The sequence below is a fragment of the Pantoea nemavictus genome (genome assembly GCF_037479095.1).
GTDB lineage: Bacteria > Pseudomonadota > Gammaproteobacteria > Enterobacterales > Enterobacteriaceae > Pantoea > Pantoea nemavictus.
This window is the reverse complement of the sequence record NZ_JBBGZW010000001.1, coordinates 1,461,833-1,477,551: the sequence shown is the minus strand read 5'-3', so window position 1 is coordinate 1,477,551 and position 15,719 is coordinate 1,461,833. Positions and strand designations below refer to the sequence as shown.

The following is a 15,719-nucleotide window of genomic DNA, read 5'->3' as shown; positions in this document are numbered from 1 at the left end:
ATCATGACGAAACATATTATTAACGATGCCCCACCGCCGGAATATCCAGCGATTATTATTAATACTAAAAACTCCGCTTACAAATGGGAAGATCAGTTAACCGGCGAGCCCTATGGCACGGCTGAAATCGTCATTGATGGTTACTCCAAGACCATTGAGCTGGGTGCCGATGGTAAGTGGAGCTATGATCCAACGTTAGCATGGGAAAGTGGTAAATGGGCGGAAGGTGAACACGTTATTCAGGTGCGAACCTTTGATGCCGGCGGTAACGATGGCGACCCTTTGCTGTACATTTTAAACATTGACAACACCCCACCTGCAGCGCCTGAGATTTGGCGTGTTGTGGACAATACCGGTAGCGATATGGGTAACCTGACGCCGGGCCAAACCAGTGATGAACGTAAACCTGTCATCTCGGGTGTGGCTGAGCCGGAATCCATGGTTTATCTCTATGATAAAGACGGCACCACGCCGATTGGCGAAGCGCGTGCAGACAAAATGGGTGCATGGACCATCACTCCTGAACTGGGCGATGGCGACCATATCCTGACCGTCACTTCGCAGGATGCGGCTACCAATACCAGCGTCAAGTCAACCCCATTCAATATGACGATCAGCGGTGGCGCTGTGGTCTTTGCTGAAAAGGGAGTGGCTGAAGCCTCTGAAGTCGCAAACGAGACTGCTGGAGTGGGCACTTTTGAAGAGAGCAAGGATTCCCTTACCACACCACGCACTTATTCAAGCACTGGTGCATTAAAGTATGAAGGAACAGCTGAGCCATTCGTCAAGGTGCAGGTCGCCATTGGTGATTATGCTCACACTTTCTATGCTGACGCTGAGGGCAAATGGAGTTTCAACGGATTCCCGGAGCTGCCGGACGGCATTTATGTCTATCAGGTGCGCTACTGCGATCTGGGCGATAACTGGGGTGAGCCGTTGCAACAGATCTATGTGATCGACAGCTCTTTACCAGAAAAACCGCAAATTATGCGCGTGATTGATGATAACGGTGCAACGGATTGGCTGACATCAGGTCACTACACCAATGACACAACCCCAACCATCAGCGGCGTGGCTGCGCCAGGCTCGACAGTTTATATCTACGATATCAACTCAAGTGCTCCCATTGGCTCCTTGACCGTAGGCGCAGATGGCCGCTGGACCTTCACCACGCCAGAACTGGATGGTGACACGCATGCATTTACTGCGGAGTATAAAGATCGCCACGATCGCATGAGCCCTAAATCCGATAACTTCGTTATCAAATTAGATACCTCAATACCGGTTGTGCCGAAAGTGGAAAAGGTTTGGGATGATGAGGGAACTGTAGGACTGGTGGAATCCGGTAAGGCCACTGATGACAAAACGCCAATTATGTCAGGCGCAGGCACAGCAGGTTCCACAGTGCGTATCTGGGAAGGTGATAAAGTCATTGCCAGCACCATCGTTGACCAGCAAGGCCGGTGGGAAATCGTCCTGCCAGATCAGGACGACGGTACCCACAACCTGCGTATTGATGCGGTGTCGAAAGGCGGTACCGAGTCCGCTGGCTCCGATAATTTCCAGCTGGTAGTTGATTCAAAAATGCTGCCACCAACGCAAATTGACGAAGTGATTGCCAATAACGGTCCAGCCGATGTCGTCATTAACGACGGTGACGCCACCGGCGATGCAACCCCGGTTCTGCGTGGTAAGGGTAATGATGGTGAAATCATCATTATCTCTGATAACGGCAAACCTATTGGCTCAACGGTCGTTGAAAACGGCGAGTGGGAGTTTGAAATCCCTGAGGATGATAAGTTTGAAGACGGCCCCCATCAGTTAGTGGTTCGCGTTGTAGATCCAGAAACGGGCAAGAGCTCCGGCGATTCTGATCCGGTGAATATCGTGGTTGATACCACACCACCAGCGAAGCCTTCTGAACCGACCATCATCGATCACGAAGGTGACAACGCAGGCTCGATTGTTGCGCCGGGTGAACCGATTGACGATAGCCGTCCTGAGTTTGGTGGAGAGGATGCTGACAAAGACGATATCGTAAAAATCATCATTCGCGATGAAGACGGTAATGACACGGTCATTGGTTCTACCATCGTCGGTGAAGGTGGCGAATGGACCATTCGTCCAGAAGAGCCAATCCCTGATGGTGATTACGAAGTTATCGTTGTCATCACCGATCCAGTGGGTAATGAATCTGATAAATCGGATCCGATTCAGTTGATTATTGATACCAAAGAGCCAGGTGCATTAACCGATTTGGTTCTGACCGATAACGTTGGCTTGATTACCGGTCCGATCGAAAATGGTACTGAGACCGACGATGACAAGCCTGTTCTGACGGGTAAAGGTCAGGATGGCACACAGGTCATCATTTACGATGGTGAAGATGAAATCGGTCGTGCCAACGTTGAAAACGGTGAGTGGTCATTTGAGCTGCCACAGCTTGCAGAAACTGCTCATAGCATCAAAGTGCAGCCAGTGAGTGGCTCAGGTAAACGTGGCGAAATCGTTGATGTAGCTGATTTCATTGTCGATACCTCAATACCGACCTCAGGTACCTTTGACAGCGTTCATGCTGACAATAAATTAGATCCAGTTACTAAGCTGCCTGTAGAAAGGGATGCGACGGCTGGACCTGGTGAAGTCAATGACCAGACCTTGATCATGCGCGGTACCGGTACCGATGGTGACGTGGTAATCGTTTATGGTGATCAGGAACGTACCAACATCATCGGCAGTACCACGGTAGAGAACGGGGTGTGGAGGCTGGATACGGAGGAACTGCCTGAGGCTTGGTACCACTTTACCGCAAGCTTCTTTGATAAAGCGGGTAACGAGTTGGCGATTGATGCAGACTTTAAGGTTAAAGTCGATATCACTCCGCCAGAGAGACCAAAACCTGTTCCAGCTAGCATCAATGAACTGGAAGAAGAAGATCTGATGCACATGTCACTGAACGACATTATTGCTAACAGCAATGATTCACTGTTCATCGACAACGGCAAAACGCAGATGGTGGTAGCAGAGAAAGCCGGTAAGGAAGTGACGCTGGAAGACATCCTGCCGAAAGGTGAAGATGTGAATAACTGGAGCCAGGCGAACGGCACCGTAACCGTGGCAGGCGTTGAGTATGACGTTTACCAGAACAACGGTGGTGATGCGGAAGTGCTGGTACAGCACAACCTGAACCAGGAGCAACAGCACTAATCTCTGATTAGCTGCTAAACAAAAACCCCAATCGAAAGATTGGGGTTTTTTTATGCTTGATGCGGATACAAAAAATGAACCACTGACCTATTTCTTTGCGTCTTCCAGCACCAAAATTTTCACATCAACCACTTCATCTTTAATGATTTCGCGATGCGCATCCATATGCGGCATTTGCTGATGCTGCTCCAGATGGCGCAGTGATTCCCACAACTCCAGCATAAAAATCGAGTCTGGCGAATTCTGTTTCCACGGCACCTGCGCTTGATGATCCACCAGCGCATCGTACTGATGGCAGCCATCCTCTTCCAGCACGGTTGGAATCAGTTTATTAATAGCATCCAGCACCACCTGACGGCGGCCTGGCTTCACACAAATCTCTGCGACGACGGTTAACATAATGCTTCCTCTTTTCCCTGGGTGCTTACAGTTAAGCAAAGATCTGGCTGAGATGAGTCCGATAACGCTCAATATCGCGTGGCACATCCGGCATCTTAATCACATCGTTACAGATAAAGGTCGGCAGAGCTTCCATCCCGAGGAACTGGTTGGCTTTATGGAAGTGCAGATACAAACCATCTACACCGACGCCTTCGAAGAACTGCTCTGGATCGTTAAACGCTTCCAGCGGGGCGTTCCAGGTCAAAGACAACATGTATTTTTTGCCCTGAATCAAGCCGCCCGAACCGTACTTTTTACCGGCATCACTGCGCGTGCGGCCATCGCTGGCATACAGTGAACCGTGACCTTCGGTAAAGACGTCATCGATGTACTTTTTCACCGTCCATGGTTCGCCCATCCACCAGCCTGGCATCTGATAAATCACCACATCGCTGTCGAGATATTTCTGCACTTCATCAGTCACGTTGTAATCGCTATCGGCAAGGGTGACTTGCACCTGATGGCCGAGATCGCGCAGTTGGCTGGCCGCCACGTCGGTTAACGTATGATTCAGCTCGCCTTTCGAATGGGCAAAGGTTTTTCCGCCGTCGATAATTAAAATATTGCTCATGTTTCGCTCCGTTTCTCGTTGATGGCGCACACTCTACGCGCGTGCGGGAGAGAGAAAAATGCGTGATTGATCACAACACTTTTGCGAATACAGCAATAATGCGGCGGCTTATGAAACAATCTGCGCGCATACCAACATCAACTCGAAAAAGAAGAAGCCATGAAAACCGCGATACTGAGTGCATTACTTCTGGTGACCGGCGCTGCTCAGGCGAAATCCCACCTTGATGAAATCCGTGCCAGCAAAACCTTAAAAGTCTGTACCACCGGCGATTACAAACCTTACAGCTATCTGCGCAGCGATGGCCAATATGAAGGGTTGGACATCAGCATGGCGCAATCGCTGGCCGCCAGCCTTGGCGCAAAAGTGCAATGGGTGCCGACCACATGGAAAACCCTGAGTGATGATTTTGTGGCGAAGCAGTGTGATATCGCCTTGGGCGGCGTATCGGTAACGCTGAAGCGTCAGCAGATTGCCTGGTTTGCCCAACCGCTCGGCGTGGATGGTAAAATTCCGCTGGTGCGCTGCGATGACAAAGCGAAATATCAAACGGTTGAACAAATCAACCAGGCCAGCGTGCGGGTCATTGAACCGGCCGGCGGCACCAATGAAGCCTTCGTCCACAGCCATCTGCCGCAGGCGACGCTGCACCTTGCCGATAACGTCGGCATTTTCCAGCAGCTGGTGGATAACAAAGCCGATGTGATGATCACCGATGCGTCTGAAGCGCTATTCCAGCAAAAGCACTATCCAACGCTGTGCGCGATCAATCCGGATAAGCCGATGCAGTACGGAGAGAAGGCGTACATGATCCCGCGCGATGATATGAGCTGGAAGCTGTATGTCGATCAGTGGCTGCATCTCAGCACCGCCACCGGCGAATATGCACAGATTGCCGGACAGTGGTTAGGGGTGATTAAGTAAAAAAAATGCGCGATAAATCGCGCCGCTACGGTTTTGTGCACTGTTTGGGCACAAGCCTCAATACGTGCACTTACTGTAGCGGCGCAATTTATTGCGCAAGGTAGCATAACGATCAGTACAAACTCGCTTTACCCAATCCACCAAACAGATTCATTTTGTAGCGAATCACCGCTTTCGCGGCAGTAATCGCATCCGGATAAATCACGTTCGGATCCCACCAGGTCTCACGCGCCAGAATTTCACGCAGCTTATCGAAATAGGCAAATTTCATATCGCTGGAAATATTGATTTTACCCACCCCAAGCGTCACCGCTTCAGCGATCTCCGCATCCGGATTGGCTGAACCGCCGTGCAGCACCAGCGGAATGGTCACGCGCTGTGAAATGTCTCGCAGGATATGCATCTGCAGTTCCGGCTTCATATTTTTGGGATAGATACCGTGCGCGGTACCAATCGCCACCGCCAGCGTATCCACGCCGGTGCGCTGCACAAAATCCTCCGCCTGCGCCGGTTCGGTATAGATCACCTTACTCACGCCGCCTTCCACAGAAGTACCGGTATCGCCGATGGTGCCGAGTTCACCTTCCACCGACACCCCCACCGCGTGCGCTAGCTTCACCACCTCTTTGGTCAGCGCCACGTTCTCTTCATAGGGCAGCAGCGAACCATCGATCATCACCGAAGTAAAACCGCACTGAATGGCGCGCAACACCTGGGCGATAGACGCGCCATGATCGAGGTGGAGGGTAAACGGCACTTTGCTTTTTAGCGTGCGTTCACGCACATAGCCAAAGAACGCATCGGTGACAAACTCCAGCTCGCTCGGGTGGATGGAAATTATCGCGGGCGTGTTTGTGGCTTCGGCTTCTTCCACTACCGCACGGATAAAGCAGCTGTCCGCCACATTAAAAGCGCCAATCGCATAACGGTGTTCACGAGTCGGTGCCAACATCTCTTTCATTGAAATCAACATGTTAATTTTTCCTCAGCGTGATGTTTACCGGAGCCGACGCGCGCGCCGACCCGATGATGGAGAGTGATAAGGTGATTTTTAAAACCGGGTGCGCCTAAATGCGCACCGTACAATGTTGGGTCGCCATTAATGGCGACCGCCAGCCAGCGCCGTTGCTAAACCTTGCCCGCCGAGCCCGACCAGCTCAGATACTCAACCACCACTTCGCGGCAGGCGGATTCCATCAGCGCAAGGAGATCGGCGAGCTCGGCGTGGGGGTGCTGTTTCAGCGCCTGTTCAACTGCCATTTTCCCGGCATCAAACACCGCCGCGCCGACGTTAATCTTGGCGACGCCAAACTCGCTCACGCGGCGAATATCCTCGGCCGGCGTGCCCGAACCGCCATGCAGCGCCAGCGGTCGGGTGGAAACCGCCTGCAGCTCCTGCAAGCGCTGGAAATCAATCTTTGGCTTTACGCCCGCCGGATAAAGCCCGTGCGCCGTGCCGACTGAAATCGCCAGCAGATCGATATCGGTCTGCTCGATAAACGGCAGCACATCCGCCACCTGCGTCATCTTTACCGAAGCATCCGCCAGCGCGTAGGTGGGCGCATGGGCGATATGCCCTAACTCGCCTTCCACGCAAACGCCGGCGGTGTGCGCCATCTTTACCACCGCGGCGGTCTGGCGAATGTTCTCGGCAAGTGGCTCCGATGAGGCATCAATCATCAAGCCGGTAAAACCGGCGCGAAACGCCTGACCAATCAGCGGAAACGCTTTGCCGTGATCGAGTGCCAGCGCCACTGGCACGCGGGCGGTATCGGCCAGCGCTTGGACTAACGGCACTGCGATCGCTGGCGGAAAGTGCGCGCTATGCCCCTGATAAACATTGAGGATCAGCGGGGCGCGCTGCTGTTCGGCGGCCTGAATGGCGGCGCGCGCGGTTTCAAGGTTGAAGCAGTTAATCGCCAGCACCGCGTAGCGCTGTTGGGCAGCGGCCTGAATCAGGTCATTCATCATGGCAAACATGGTGGCTCCTTATTCCAGAGTGAATTTGATCTCTTCATCGCGGACGCCTGGGGCTTCCACGTCATCGAACTCTTCATCTGCCTGGGTGACCGGTTTTTTCAGCACCGCCAGCATCACCCCGCACACCGTGGTACCAATGCCGAGCGCTAAGCAGAACAGCCAGGGTTTGGTGAACAGCGGCACCACAAACATCCCGCCGTGCGGCACCGGTGCGCCCACGCCCCACACCATAATCAGCCCTCCGGCGAGGGCGGAGGCCACCACGCAGCTGCCAACCACGCGGAACAGGTCACGCGCCGCAATCGGAATCACCCCTTCGGTAATCATGCAGATGCCCATCGGGAAGGCGGCTTTCAGCGCCTCTTTTTCCGCTTTGGTGTACTTGTTGCGACTCAGCAGATACGACAGCGTGATGCCGAACGGCGGGATCATCGAGCCGACAAACTTCACCGCTTCCGGCCCGTAAATGCCGTCAACCAGCATGCCGTCGGCGAACAGCGACATGGTTTTATTCACTGGTCCGCCGAAGTCGAAGGTGGCCATCGCGCCCAGAATCGCGCCCATCACAAACTTCGAGCCGCCCTGCATCGATTCCAGCAGCGCAATCAGCGCCTTTTGCAGCCAGACAATCGGCTGGCCGATAAAGGTCATCATTAGCAGCCCCGCAATGATGGTGCTGAGCACCGGCAGCACCATAATCGGCATTAAGCCCTGCATTGATTTCGGCAGCCTGATGGTGCGACGCAGCAGCAGCACCGTGTAACCCACGAGGAAGCCACCGAGAATGCCGCCGATAAAACCGGTGCCGATCTGTCCGCAGATAAAGCCGACGATCAGGCCGGGCGCAAAACCAGGACGATCGGCGATCGAGTAGGCGATTGCTGCGCTGATTAGCGGCACGATCAAGCCCATGCCCCAGCCGCCAATCTGATTGAGCATCCAGGCGAGGCTACCGGTCTGTTTGCCGACATCCGGCCCGCCGATCACCTGGCCGAGCGCGATACAGATCCCGGCGGCCACGATCAGCGGGATCATCCAGGAGATGCCGGTGAGCAGATGCCCTTTGATCTCCTGGCCGTACTGGCGTTTGTTATCACTCATGCTGGATCTCCTCAGGCGCGCGCCAGTGAATCCGCCACTTTTTCGAGGAATTTAACCGGTGACTTGATCACCACTTCGGTTTTCACTCGCACAATGGGTTTGCCCTGAAAGCGCTCCTCGCCTTTAATCTTCACGTCGACGGCGAGGATCACCACGTCAGCGGCGGCAATCTCCTCCGCCGTCAGTGGCGTTTCGGTGCCGATGGTGCCCTGCGTTTCCACGTGGATGGTGTGGCCCAACGTGTGGGCCCCCTTAATCAGTTTTTCGCGCGCAATATAGGTATGCGCGATGCCTGCCGTGCAGGCCGCTACACAGACGATATTCATGTGTCACCTCAGAGAGTTAGGCGGTTAACAGAGGTCGGTTTCGGCGTACTGACTAAACAGCCGGATGATATTGCTGGCATCGTTTTCCACCAGCAGTTGGGCTATCACCTCATCATCGGCCAGCGCGCTGGCCACCTGCGACAACAGGCGAATATGGGTGGTGTTCTGATCTTCCAGCCGCACCGCGAACAGGATGATGCAGCGCACCTGGCTGCCATCCAGCGTTTCCCACGGAATGTCATGTTGGGTGCGGCCGATGGCGAGTGTGGTTTGTTTCACCGCCGCAGATTTACCGTGCGGGATGGCAATGTGGTTTTCGAAGCCGGTAGAACCTTCGGCTTCGCGCAGCCAGACGTCCTCAATAAAGGCGGCGCGGTCGCTGATGGCGCCGTCGTGGTAGAGCAAATCGGTCAGCTCAAGAATCGCTTCTTCTTTGCTGGTGGCGGTCAGCGCCAGGTTAACGCGGCGCGGCGTCAGAATGCGGGAAATATCCATGGTGAATCCTCAAGCAATTAATGTTCAGCCAAGGCGCAGAAGGCGCCGTCAGGTAGCTGGCTACCAATCATGGCGTCAGTCACCCGCCGGATATCGTCATCGTTAAAGAAGGCGCTGACATACACTGCCGGAACAGCGCCGGCGTGAAGGTGAATGGTGGTAATCACCAAATCCACCGTTTCTCGCTGGCAAAAGTCAGCCTGATTACTGGCCGAGACGACGCCAACAATTTCCCAATCCGGAAAGGCGCGCAGGATGCGGCTCTTAAGCAAATGCGAGGTGCCAACGCCGCTGGAGCACACCACCAGAATGCGTTTGTGAGCGATTTGTCGCTCCAGCGCGGCCTGGAAATGCACGCACAGATAACCTATTTCGTCATCCGCCACCGATGAAAGTCCCTGGCTGCGTGCAGTTAATTGCATCGCCTGTTTAGTCAAAGAAAATATCTCTTTCATCTCCTGCTGAATATCTTCCAGCAGCGGATTGCGAATATGAATATGGTATTTGAGTCGATTTAATAATGGTTTTATATGTACCAGCAATCCTTCAAATAATAATCGGTCCTGCACTAAATCCTGCTGAATAAAGGATGAGAAACGATCAATTAATTCACAGGTTATTTTTACCGATTCAGCAGTGGAAAATTGATTATGTAGCGGTGCATTATCACCGCGCTCTTCCACCACAATGCCGGATGAGACGATATATTGATAAATAAAGCCCACCTCATCGGCCGGCAGCGCGCAGCACATACGCTGCTCAATCTGGGTCACCATCTGCCTGGCGATGGTGAGAATTCGTTGATCGAGATCCTGCGCGCTGGTCAGGGTTTCCAGCGCCAGCGCGTTTCCTTGCGCCATGCGATGCATCATGATCAGGATATGGGTGCAGAGATTGAGGTACCACGCATCGCCCAGCGGATAACTCAATTGCTGCTCCATGTGCTGAAGCAGTGCCTGCACAAAAGCCACATCCTCATCGCCAAAATAGTGCACCAGCGCTTGCTGGCTGCCGGGGTCGAGCCGCGGTAGCAGCGGCGTGCCGGCAACGTTTTGCTGCATCACATCGTTAATCAGCGACACCATCGCCTGGCGCAGCGCCTGCTCATTGCCTTCAATGTGTGTGCCGCCGGGGCCGCGCTGCAGCTGCAAACCTAACGGCTGCAACCACTCCTCAATCACCTTCAGATCATTGACGATGGAGGCCTGGCTAATGAAGTAGCGCTCCGAAAGCTTGCTGATCGAGGTGGCGCGCGGTGCGTCGCTCAACAGCTGCGAGGCGATTTTCACCCGGCGGCTATTATGGCCCAGCGCATCCGGGCTGCTTTCATCGCCGTTAAGCTGCTGCTCCAGCAGCAAGCGCTGCTGAATATCATCCACTCGCAAACGTACGCCGCGTCCCGGCGTTTTTTCCAGCTGCAGCGACCAGTTGCTGAGCCAGCTCTCAAGCCACTGCAAATCGCGCTGAATGGTTTTCTCAGACACGCCAAGCTGTGACGCTAACTCTTTACCGGGCTGCGGTGCGGCATGATGCAGCAGCAATTTCACTAATCGGTGTTGTCGCGAAGTCAGTATTTGCATGCGGTCACCCTTATTTCGGCAAAACGTTAATGGCGAATTGATGTTTATATTTATTCCATGCCAGAAATCAGAAGCGCAAAAATGTGGGTCTTGTGGAGTATGAATTTAGGAGAGTCATCGGCAAGCAACAATACTAAATGTTGTCCGCGCGAGCGGACATTATTAATAGGGTATTGTCGGTGTGGCGTTAATTGCGAAGCTGCTCACATATTATTTGCCTTATTCAGTGTGATATAGCTCCCATTCCTTTTTAAATTTCCAACCAATATCACGTTATTTAATATGAGACGAATCTGTTCGCTGCACTGGCTTCTTTGTGACTAAACCGCACGAATAAGGTAATATCCTCGCCAAATGAGCGCCGGATGTCCCGCCGTTGCGGGCCACGAAGTGAGGATGCGAGCTTAATGAGCGAATTGACGCAGGATGGTGCAGAGCGTCTTGCCCTGCACAAGTTTACGGAAAACGCGTACCTGAACTACTCCATGTACGTGATCATGGATCGTGCGCTGCCGTATATCGGCGACGGTCTAAAACCAGTGCAGCGCCGCATTGTGTACGCCATGTCGGAATTGGGCCTCAATTCCACTGCCAAATTCAAGAAATCGGCGCGTACCGTGGGTGACGTGCTGGGTAAATACCATCCGCACGGCGACAGCGCCTGTTATGAAGCGATGGTGTTGATGGCGCAGCCGTTCTCCTATCGCTATCCGCTGGTGGATGGCCAGGGAAACTGGGGTGCGCCGGACGATCCGAAATCCTTCGCTGCGATGCGTTATACCGAATCGCGCCTGTCTAAATACGCTGAAATCCTGCTGGGTGAGTTGGGTCAGGGCACGTCCGATTACATCCCGAACTTTGACGGCACCCTGCAGGAGCCGAAAATGTTGCCGGCGCGCCTGCCGAACATTCTGCTGAACGGCACCACCGGCATTGCCGTGGGGATGGCGACCGACATTCCGCCGCACAACCTGCGCGAAGTGGCTGAAGCCGCGGTTAAACTGATCGACAATCCCAAAACCACGCTGAATGAGCTGTTGGATGTTGTGCAGGGGCCGGATTATCCGACCGAAGCCGAAATCATCACGCCACGCAGCGAAATCCGTAAGATCTATCAAAGCGGTCGCGGTTCCATCCGCCAGCGCGCGGTGTGGAAAAAGGAAGATGGCGATGTGGTGATCACCGCGCTGCCGCATCAGGTTTCCGGTGCGCGCGTGCTGGAGCAAATTGCCAACCAGATGCGCAACAAAAAGTTGCCGATGGTGGAAGATCTGCGTGATGAATCTAACCACGAAAACCCGACGCGTCTGGTGATTGTGCCGCGCTCTAATCGCGTGGACGTGGAGCAGGTGATGAACCATCTGTTTGCCACCACCGATCTGGAAAAAAGCTATCGCGTTAACCTGAACATGATCGGTCTGGATAACCGTCCGGCGGTGAAAAACCTGCTGGAAATCCTCACTGAGTGGTTGGTTTATCGTCGCGCAACCGTGACGCGCCGCCTCAACTATCGTTTGGATCGCGTATTGCGTCGCCTGCATATCCTTGAAGGTATGCTGGTAGCGTTCCTCAATATTGATGAAGTCATCCATATTATCCGCAGTGAAGATGAGCCGAAGCCGGTGCTGATGTCGCGCTTTGACATCAGCGACACCCAGGCCGAAGCGATTCTCGAATTGAAACTGCGCCATCTCGCCAAGCTGGAAGAGATGAAGATTCGCGGTGAACAGGCGGAGCTGGAAAAAGAGCGCGACCAGCTGCAGGCGATTCTGGCGTCAGAGCGCAAGATGAGCAACCTGCTGAAGAAAGAGCTGCTGGCTGATAGCCAAACCTACGGCGACGATCGCCGTTCGCCGCTGCGCGAGCGTGAAGAAGCGAAAGCGCTGAGCGAAACCGAGCTGGTCAGCGCCGAGCCGGTCACCATCGTGCTGTCGCAGATGGGCTGGGTGCGTAGCGCCAAAGGTCACGATATCGATCCTGCCGGTTTGAGCTACAAAGCGGGTGACAGCTATCTGGCTGCCGCGCGGGGTAAGAGCAATCAGCCGGTGGCCTTTATTGACTCAACCGGGCGCAGCTACACGCTGGATCCCACTTCGCTGCCGTCAGCGCGTGGGCAGGGCGAACCGCTCACCGGCAAACTAACGCTACCGCCGGGCGCGGTGATGGAGCAGGTGCTAATGGAGCCTGACGATCAGAAACTGCTGATGGCGTCGGATGCCGGTTACGGTTTCATCTGTACCTTTGCCGATCTGGTGTCGCGCAATCGTGCCGGTAAAGCGTTGCTGACGCTGCCGGAAAACGCCAAAGTGATGACGCCAATGGCGGTGCATTCGGGTGATGATATGCTGCTGGCGATCACGCAGGCCGGACGCATGCTGATGTTCCCGGTCGGCGATCTGCCGCAGATGTCGAAAGGCAAGGGCAACAAAATCATCTCAATCCCTTCGGCGGATGCTGCAGCGGGCACCGACAAACTACAATGGTTGCTGATTCTGCCGCCAGGCGCGTCGATCACCCTGTACGTTGGCAAGCGTAAGCTGATTATGCGTGATGAAGATCTGCAGAAAGTCCGCGCCGATCGCGGTCGTCGCGGCAGTGTAGCGCGTGGACTGCAACGCATTGATAGCGTAGAAGTGAATGCACCAGCGCGTCCAAAAGCTGACGCGAGTGAAGAGTAACGCTGTAATTCAGGCGATGGAATGCCCAATTTGAGGAATCTATGTTACTAATTTTACGAGCAATTATTGTTATTGTTTATTCAATTGTGGTCAGTATTATCGGCATTATCTGGTGTCTTTTTTCACCGCGTAATCCGCGTCACGTGGCGACGTTCGGCCATATGCTGGGTCGGCTGTCGACGGTGTTTGGTCTCAAAGTAGAACTGCGCAAGCCGCCGGAAGCCGCGCATTATGGCAACGCGATCTATATCGCCAACCACCAGAACAACTACGACATGATCACCGCTGCCAAGATTGTGCAGCCCACCACGGTGACCGTCGGTAAGAAAAGCCTGCTGTGGATTCCATTTTTTGGCCAGCTCTATTGGCTGACCGGTAACCTATTGATTGACCGTGATAACCGCTCGAAAGCGCACGGCACCATTGGTGAGCTGGTGGATCAATTCAACAAAAAGCGCATCTCGTTCTGGATGTTCCCGGAAGGGACGCGCAGTCGCGGTCGCGGTCTGCTGCCGTTCAAAACCGGCGCGTTCCATGCGGCGGTGGCGGCCGGTGTCCCGATCATTCCTATCGTGGTTTCCAACACCCACGATAAGATCAAGCTGAACCGCTGGAACAACGGTTTAGTGATTGTCGAGATGTTGCCACCGGTCGATACGTCGCAGTTTGCCACCACGTCGGTACGCAAGCTCGCTACGCACTGCCGTGAATTAATGTCGACTAAACTGGAAGAATTGAACGCCGAAGTCGCCGAGCGTGAAAAAAGCGGTAAACTCTGACCAGCAAAAAGGGGCAGATAATCATCTGCCCCGTTCTCAAGCCACACAGCAACCAATAATCAATTAAAACAACATGGACACGGCGTCTCAACGCCACGCTCAAAAGGTCTGAAGTTTTATGTCTTGCAGCAGACGTCAGTTTATTCAACTTTCTGCCGGTGTCGCGCTGGCTTCCAGTGCCATGCCTTACGCCGCCCGCGCCGCCGCGCCATTGGGCGATACGCCACTTCCTATTCCGCCGCTGATTGAATCACGTCGCGGACAACCGCTATTTTTGACCCTGCAGCGCAGCCATTGGTCGTTCAGCGGCAACAGCAATAAAGTGCCGGTGTGGGGTCTTAACGGTATGTATCTCGGCCCAACGGTGCGCGTTTACAGCGGCGACGATGTGAAGCTGATTTACAGCAACCGCCTTAACGAACCGGTTTCAATGACCGTTAGCGGTTTGCAGGTGCCGGGCGCGTTGATGGGCGGTGCGCCGCGCATGATGTCGGCGGGTGCCGATTGGGCACCGGTATTGCCGATTCGCCAGGGCGCGGGCACGCTGTGGTATCACGCCAACACGCCAAACCGCATGGCGCCGCACGTCTATAACGGCCTGGCCGGCATGTGGCTGGTTGAAGATGATGTCAGCAAATCGCTGCCGCTGCCGAAACATTACGGCGTCGATGATTTCCCGTTGATCATTCAGGATAAGCGGCTCGATAACTTCGCCACGCCGGTTTACAACCCACCCTCCAGCGGCGGTTTTGTTGGCGATGTGCTGTTGGTGAACGGCGTGCAAAATCCGTATGTCGAAGTCTCACGCGGCTGGGTACGTTTGCGTTTACTGAATGCTTCCAACGCGCGCCGCTTCGATCTCAGCTTCTCCGACAATCGTCCCTTCACGGTGATTGCCAGCGATCAGGGTTTCCTGCCTGCGCCAGTTGCGGTACAGCTGCTGACGCTGGCGCCGGGCGAACGTCGTGAAATATTGGTGGATATGTCGCAGGGCGATGAAGTATCGATTACCGCCGGAACGGCGGCGGGCTTGATGGATCGCCTGCGCGGTCTGTTTGAGCCGTCCTCAATTCTGACCAACACGCTGGTGCTGAGCTTGCGCCCAACCGGTTTGTTGCCGCTGGTGACGGATAACCTGCCGATGCGTTTGTTGGCGGATCAGATTCTTGATGGCGTAGCGGTGCGCACGCGTGAGTTCCGCATTGGTGACAGCGAGCCGGGCATTAACGGCGTGCTGTGGGACATGAACCGCATTGACACCACCGTGCAACAAGGCACCTTTGAACGCTGGATCATCCACGCCGATCGCCCGCAGTCGCTGCATATTCAGGGCGTGATGTTCCTGATTAAGAACGTGAATGGCGCGCAGCCGATGGGCGAAGATCGCGGCTGGAAAGATACCGTGTGGGTTGATGGTAGCGTAGAGCTGCTGGTGAGTTTCCCGCAGAGTTCGTCAGAGCATTTCCCGTTTGTCTATTACAGCCAAACGTTAGAGATGGCGGATCGCGGTACGGCGGGGCAGATGCTGGTGAATCCAGCGTTGTAATGCCCTCACCCCAGCCTTCTCCCGCAAGCGGGCGAGGGAGCAGATCGAGCAGATTTGGCACCTAACAATTCCCTCTCCCACGTGTGGGAGA

At 54.4% G+C, this 15,719-nt stretch carries 13 protein-coding genes; 5 read left to right on the top strand and 8 right to left on the bottom strand.

Translation table 11 applies throughout. The features are described from left to right. Window positions 1-3 precede the first annotated feature (3 nt). The gene (locus tag WH298_RS06645; protein ID WP_180822508.1) at window positions 4-3,207 is read left to right on the top strand and encodes an Ig-like domain-containing protein; all 3,204 of its coding nucleotides are present in this window, start codon (window positions 4-6) and stop codon (window positions 3,205-3,207) included. Window positions 3,208-3,294: 87 nt separating this feature from the next. On the opposite strand, the gene WH298_RS06640 is transcribed toward WH298_RS06645, so the two are convergent. Both WH298_RS06640 and WH298_RS06635 read right to left on the bottom strand, forming a co-directional pair. Beyond that, window positions 3,295-3,606 (bottom strand): putative quinol monooxygenase, encoded by a 312-nt coding sequence (locus tag WH298_RS06640; protein ID WP_049850625.1) that lies wholly within the window; start codon window positions 3,604-3,606, stop codon window positions 3,295-3,297. Window positions 3,607-3,637: 31 nt separating this feature from the next. Then, the gene (locus WH298_RS06635) at window positions 3,638-4,219 is read right to left on the bottom strand and encodes an NAD(P)H-dependent oxidoreductase (RefSeq protein ID WP_180822507.1); all 582 of its coding nucleotides are present in this window, start codon (window positions 4,217-4,219) and stop codon (window positions 3,638-3,640) included. 159 nt (window positions 4,220-4,378) lie between these two features. Here WH298_RS06635 and WH298_RS06630 point away from each other — a divergent pair, with 159 nt between their 5' ends. Further along, the gene (locus WH298_RS06630) at window positions 4,379-5,143 is read left to right on the top strand and encodes a transporter substrate-binding domain-containing protein (protein ID WP_180822506.1); all 765 of its coding nucleotides are present in this window, start codon (window positions 4,379-4,381) and stop codon (window positions 5,141-5,143) included. 112 nt (window positions 5,144-5,255) lie between these two features. On the opposite strand, the gene WH298_RS06625 is transcribed toward WH298_RS06630, so the two are convergent. From WH298_RS06625 to WH298_RS06600, 6 genes are all read right to left on the bottom strand, one after another. Further along, complete coding sequence (locus tag WH298_RS06625; protein ID WP_009127711.1) at window positions 5,256-6,116, bottom strand: ketose-bisphosphate aldolase; 861 nt, start codon at window positions 6,114-6,116, stop codon at window positions 5,256-5,258. 155 nt (window positions 6,117-6,271) lie between these two features. Further along, complete coding sequence (locus tag WH298_RS06620; protein ID WP_180822505.1) at window positions 6,272-7,123, bottom strand: class II fructose-bisphosphate aldolase; 852 nt, start codon at window positions 7,121-7,123, stop codon at window positions 6,272-6,274. A gap of 9 nt (window positions 7,124-7,132) precedes the next feature. Further along, window positions 7,133-8,224, bottom strand: coding sequence for a PTS fructose transporter subunit IIC (locus WH298_RS06615; RefSeq protein ID WP_049850628.1), 1,092 nt, complete (start codon window positions 8,222-8,224; stop codon window positions 7,133-7,135). Window positions 8,225-8,235: 11 nt separating this feature from the next. Beyond that, window positions 8,236-8,550 (bottom strand): PTS fructose transporter subunit IIB, encoded by a 315-nt coding sequence (locus WH298_RS06610; protein WP_180822504.1) that lies wholly within the window; start codon window positions 8,548-8,550, stop codon window positions 8,236-8,238. A 24-nt stretch (window positions 8,551-8,574) separates the two neighbouring features. Further along, entirely contained in the window at window positions 8,575-9,045 is a 471-nt protein-coding gene (locus WH298_RS06605) for a PTS sugar transporter subunit IIA (protein WP_009127719.1), read from the bottom strand. A 17-nt stretch (window positions 9,046-9,062) separates the two neighbouring features. Continuing rightward, window positions 9,063-10,625, bottom strand: coding sequence for a BglG family transcription antiterminator (locus WH298_RS06600; RefSeq protein WP_180822503.1), 1,563 nt, complete (start codon window positions 10,623-10,625; stop codon window positions 9,063-9,065). A 407-nt stretch (window positions 10,626-11,032) separates the two neighbouring features. On the opposite strand from WH298_RS06600, the gene parC reads away from it, so the two are divergent. The 3 genes from parC (at window position 11,033) to ftsP (ending at window position 15,628) form a co-directional block, all read left to right on the top strand. Then, complete coding sequence (gene parC, locus WH298_RS06595) at window positions 11,033-13,303, top strand: DNA topoisomerase IV subunit A (protein WP_180822502.1); 2,271 nt, start codon at window positions 11,033-11,035, stop codon at window positions 13,301-13,303. A gap of 41 nt (window positions 13,304-13,344) precedes the next feature. Next, window positions 13,345-14,082: a 1-acylglycerol-3-phosphate O-acyltransferase gene (locus WH298_RS06590; RefSeq protein WP_009127726.1), complete on the top strand. Its 738-nt coding sequence runs from the start codon at window positions 13,345-13,347 to the stop codon at window positions 14,080-14,082. Window positions 14,083-14,200: 118 nt separating this feature from the next. After that, entirely contained in the window at window positions 14,201-15,628 is a 1,428-nt protein-coding gene (gene ftsP / locus WH298_RS06585) for a cell division protein FtsP (RefSeq protein ID WP_009127728.1), read from the top strand. Window positions 15,629-15,719: the final 91 nt, after the last annotated feature.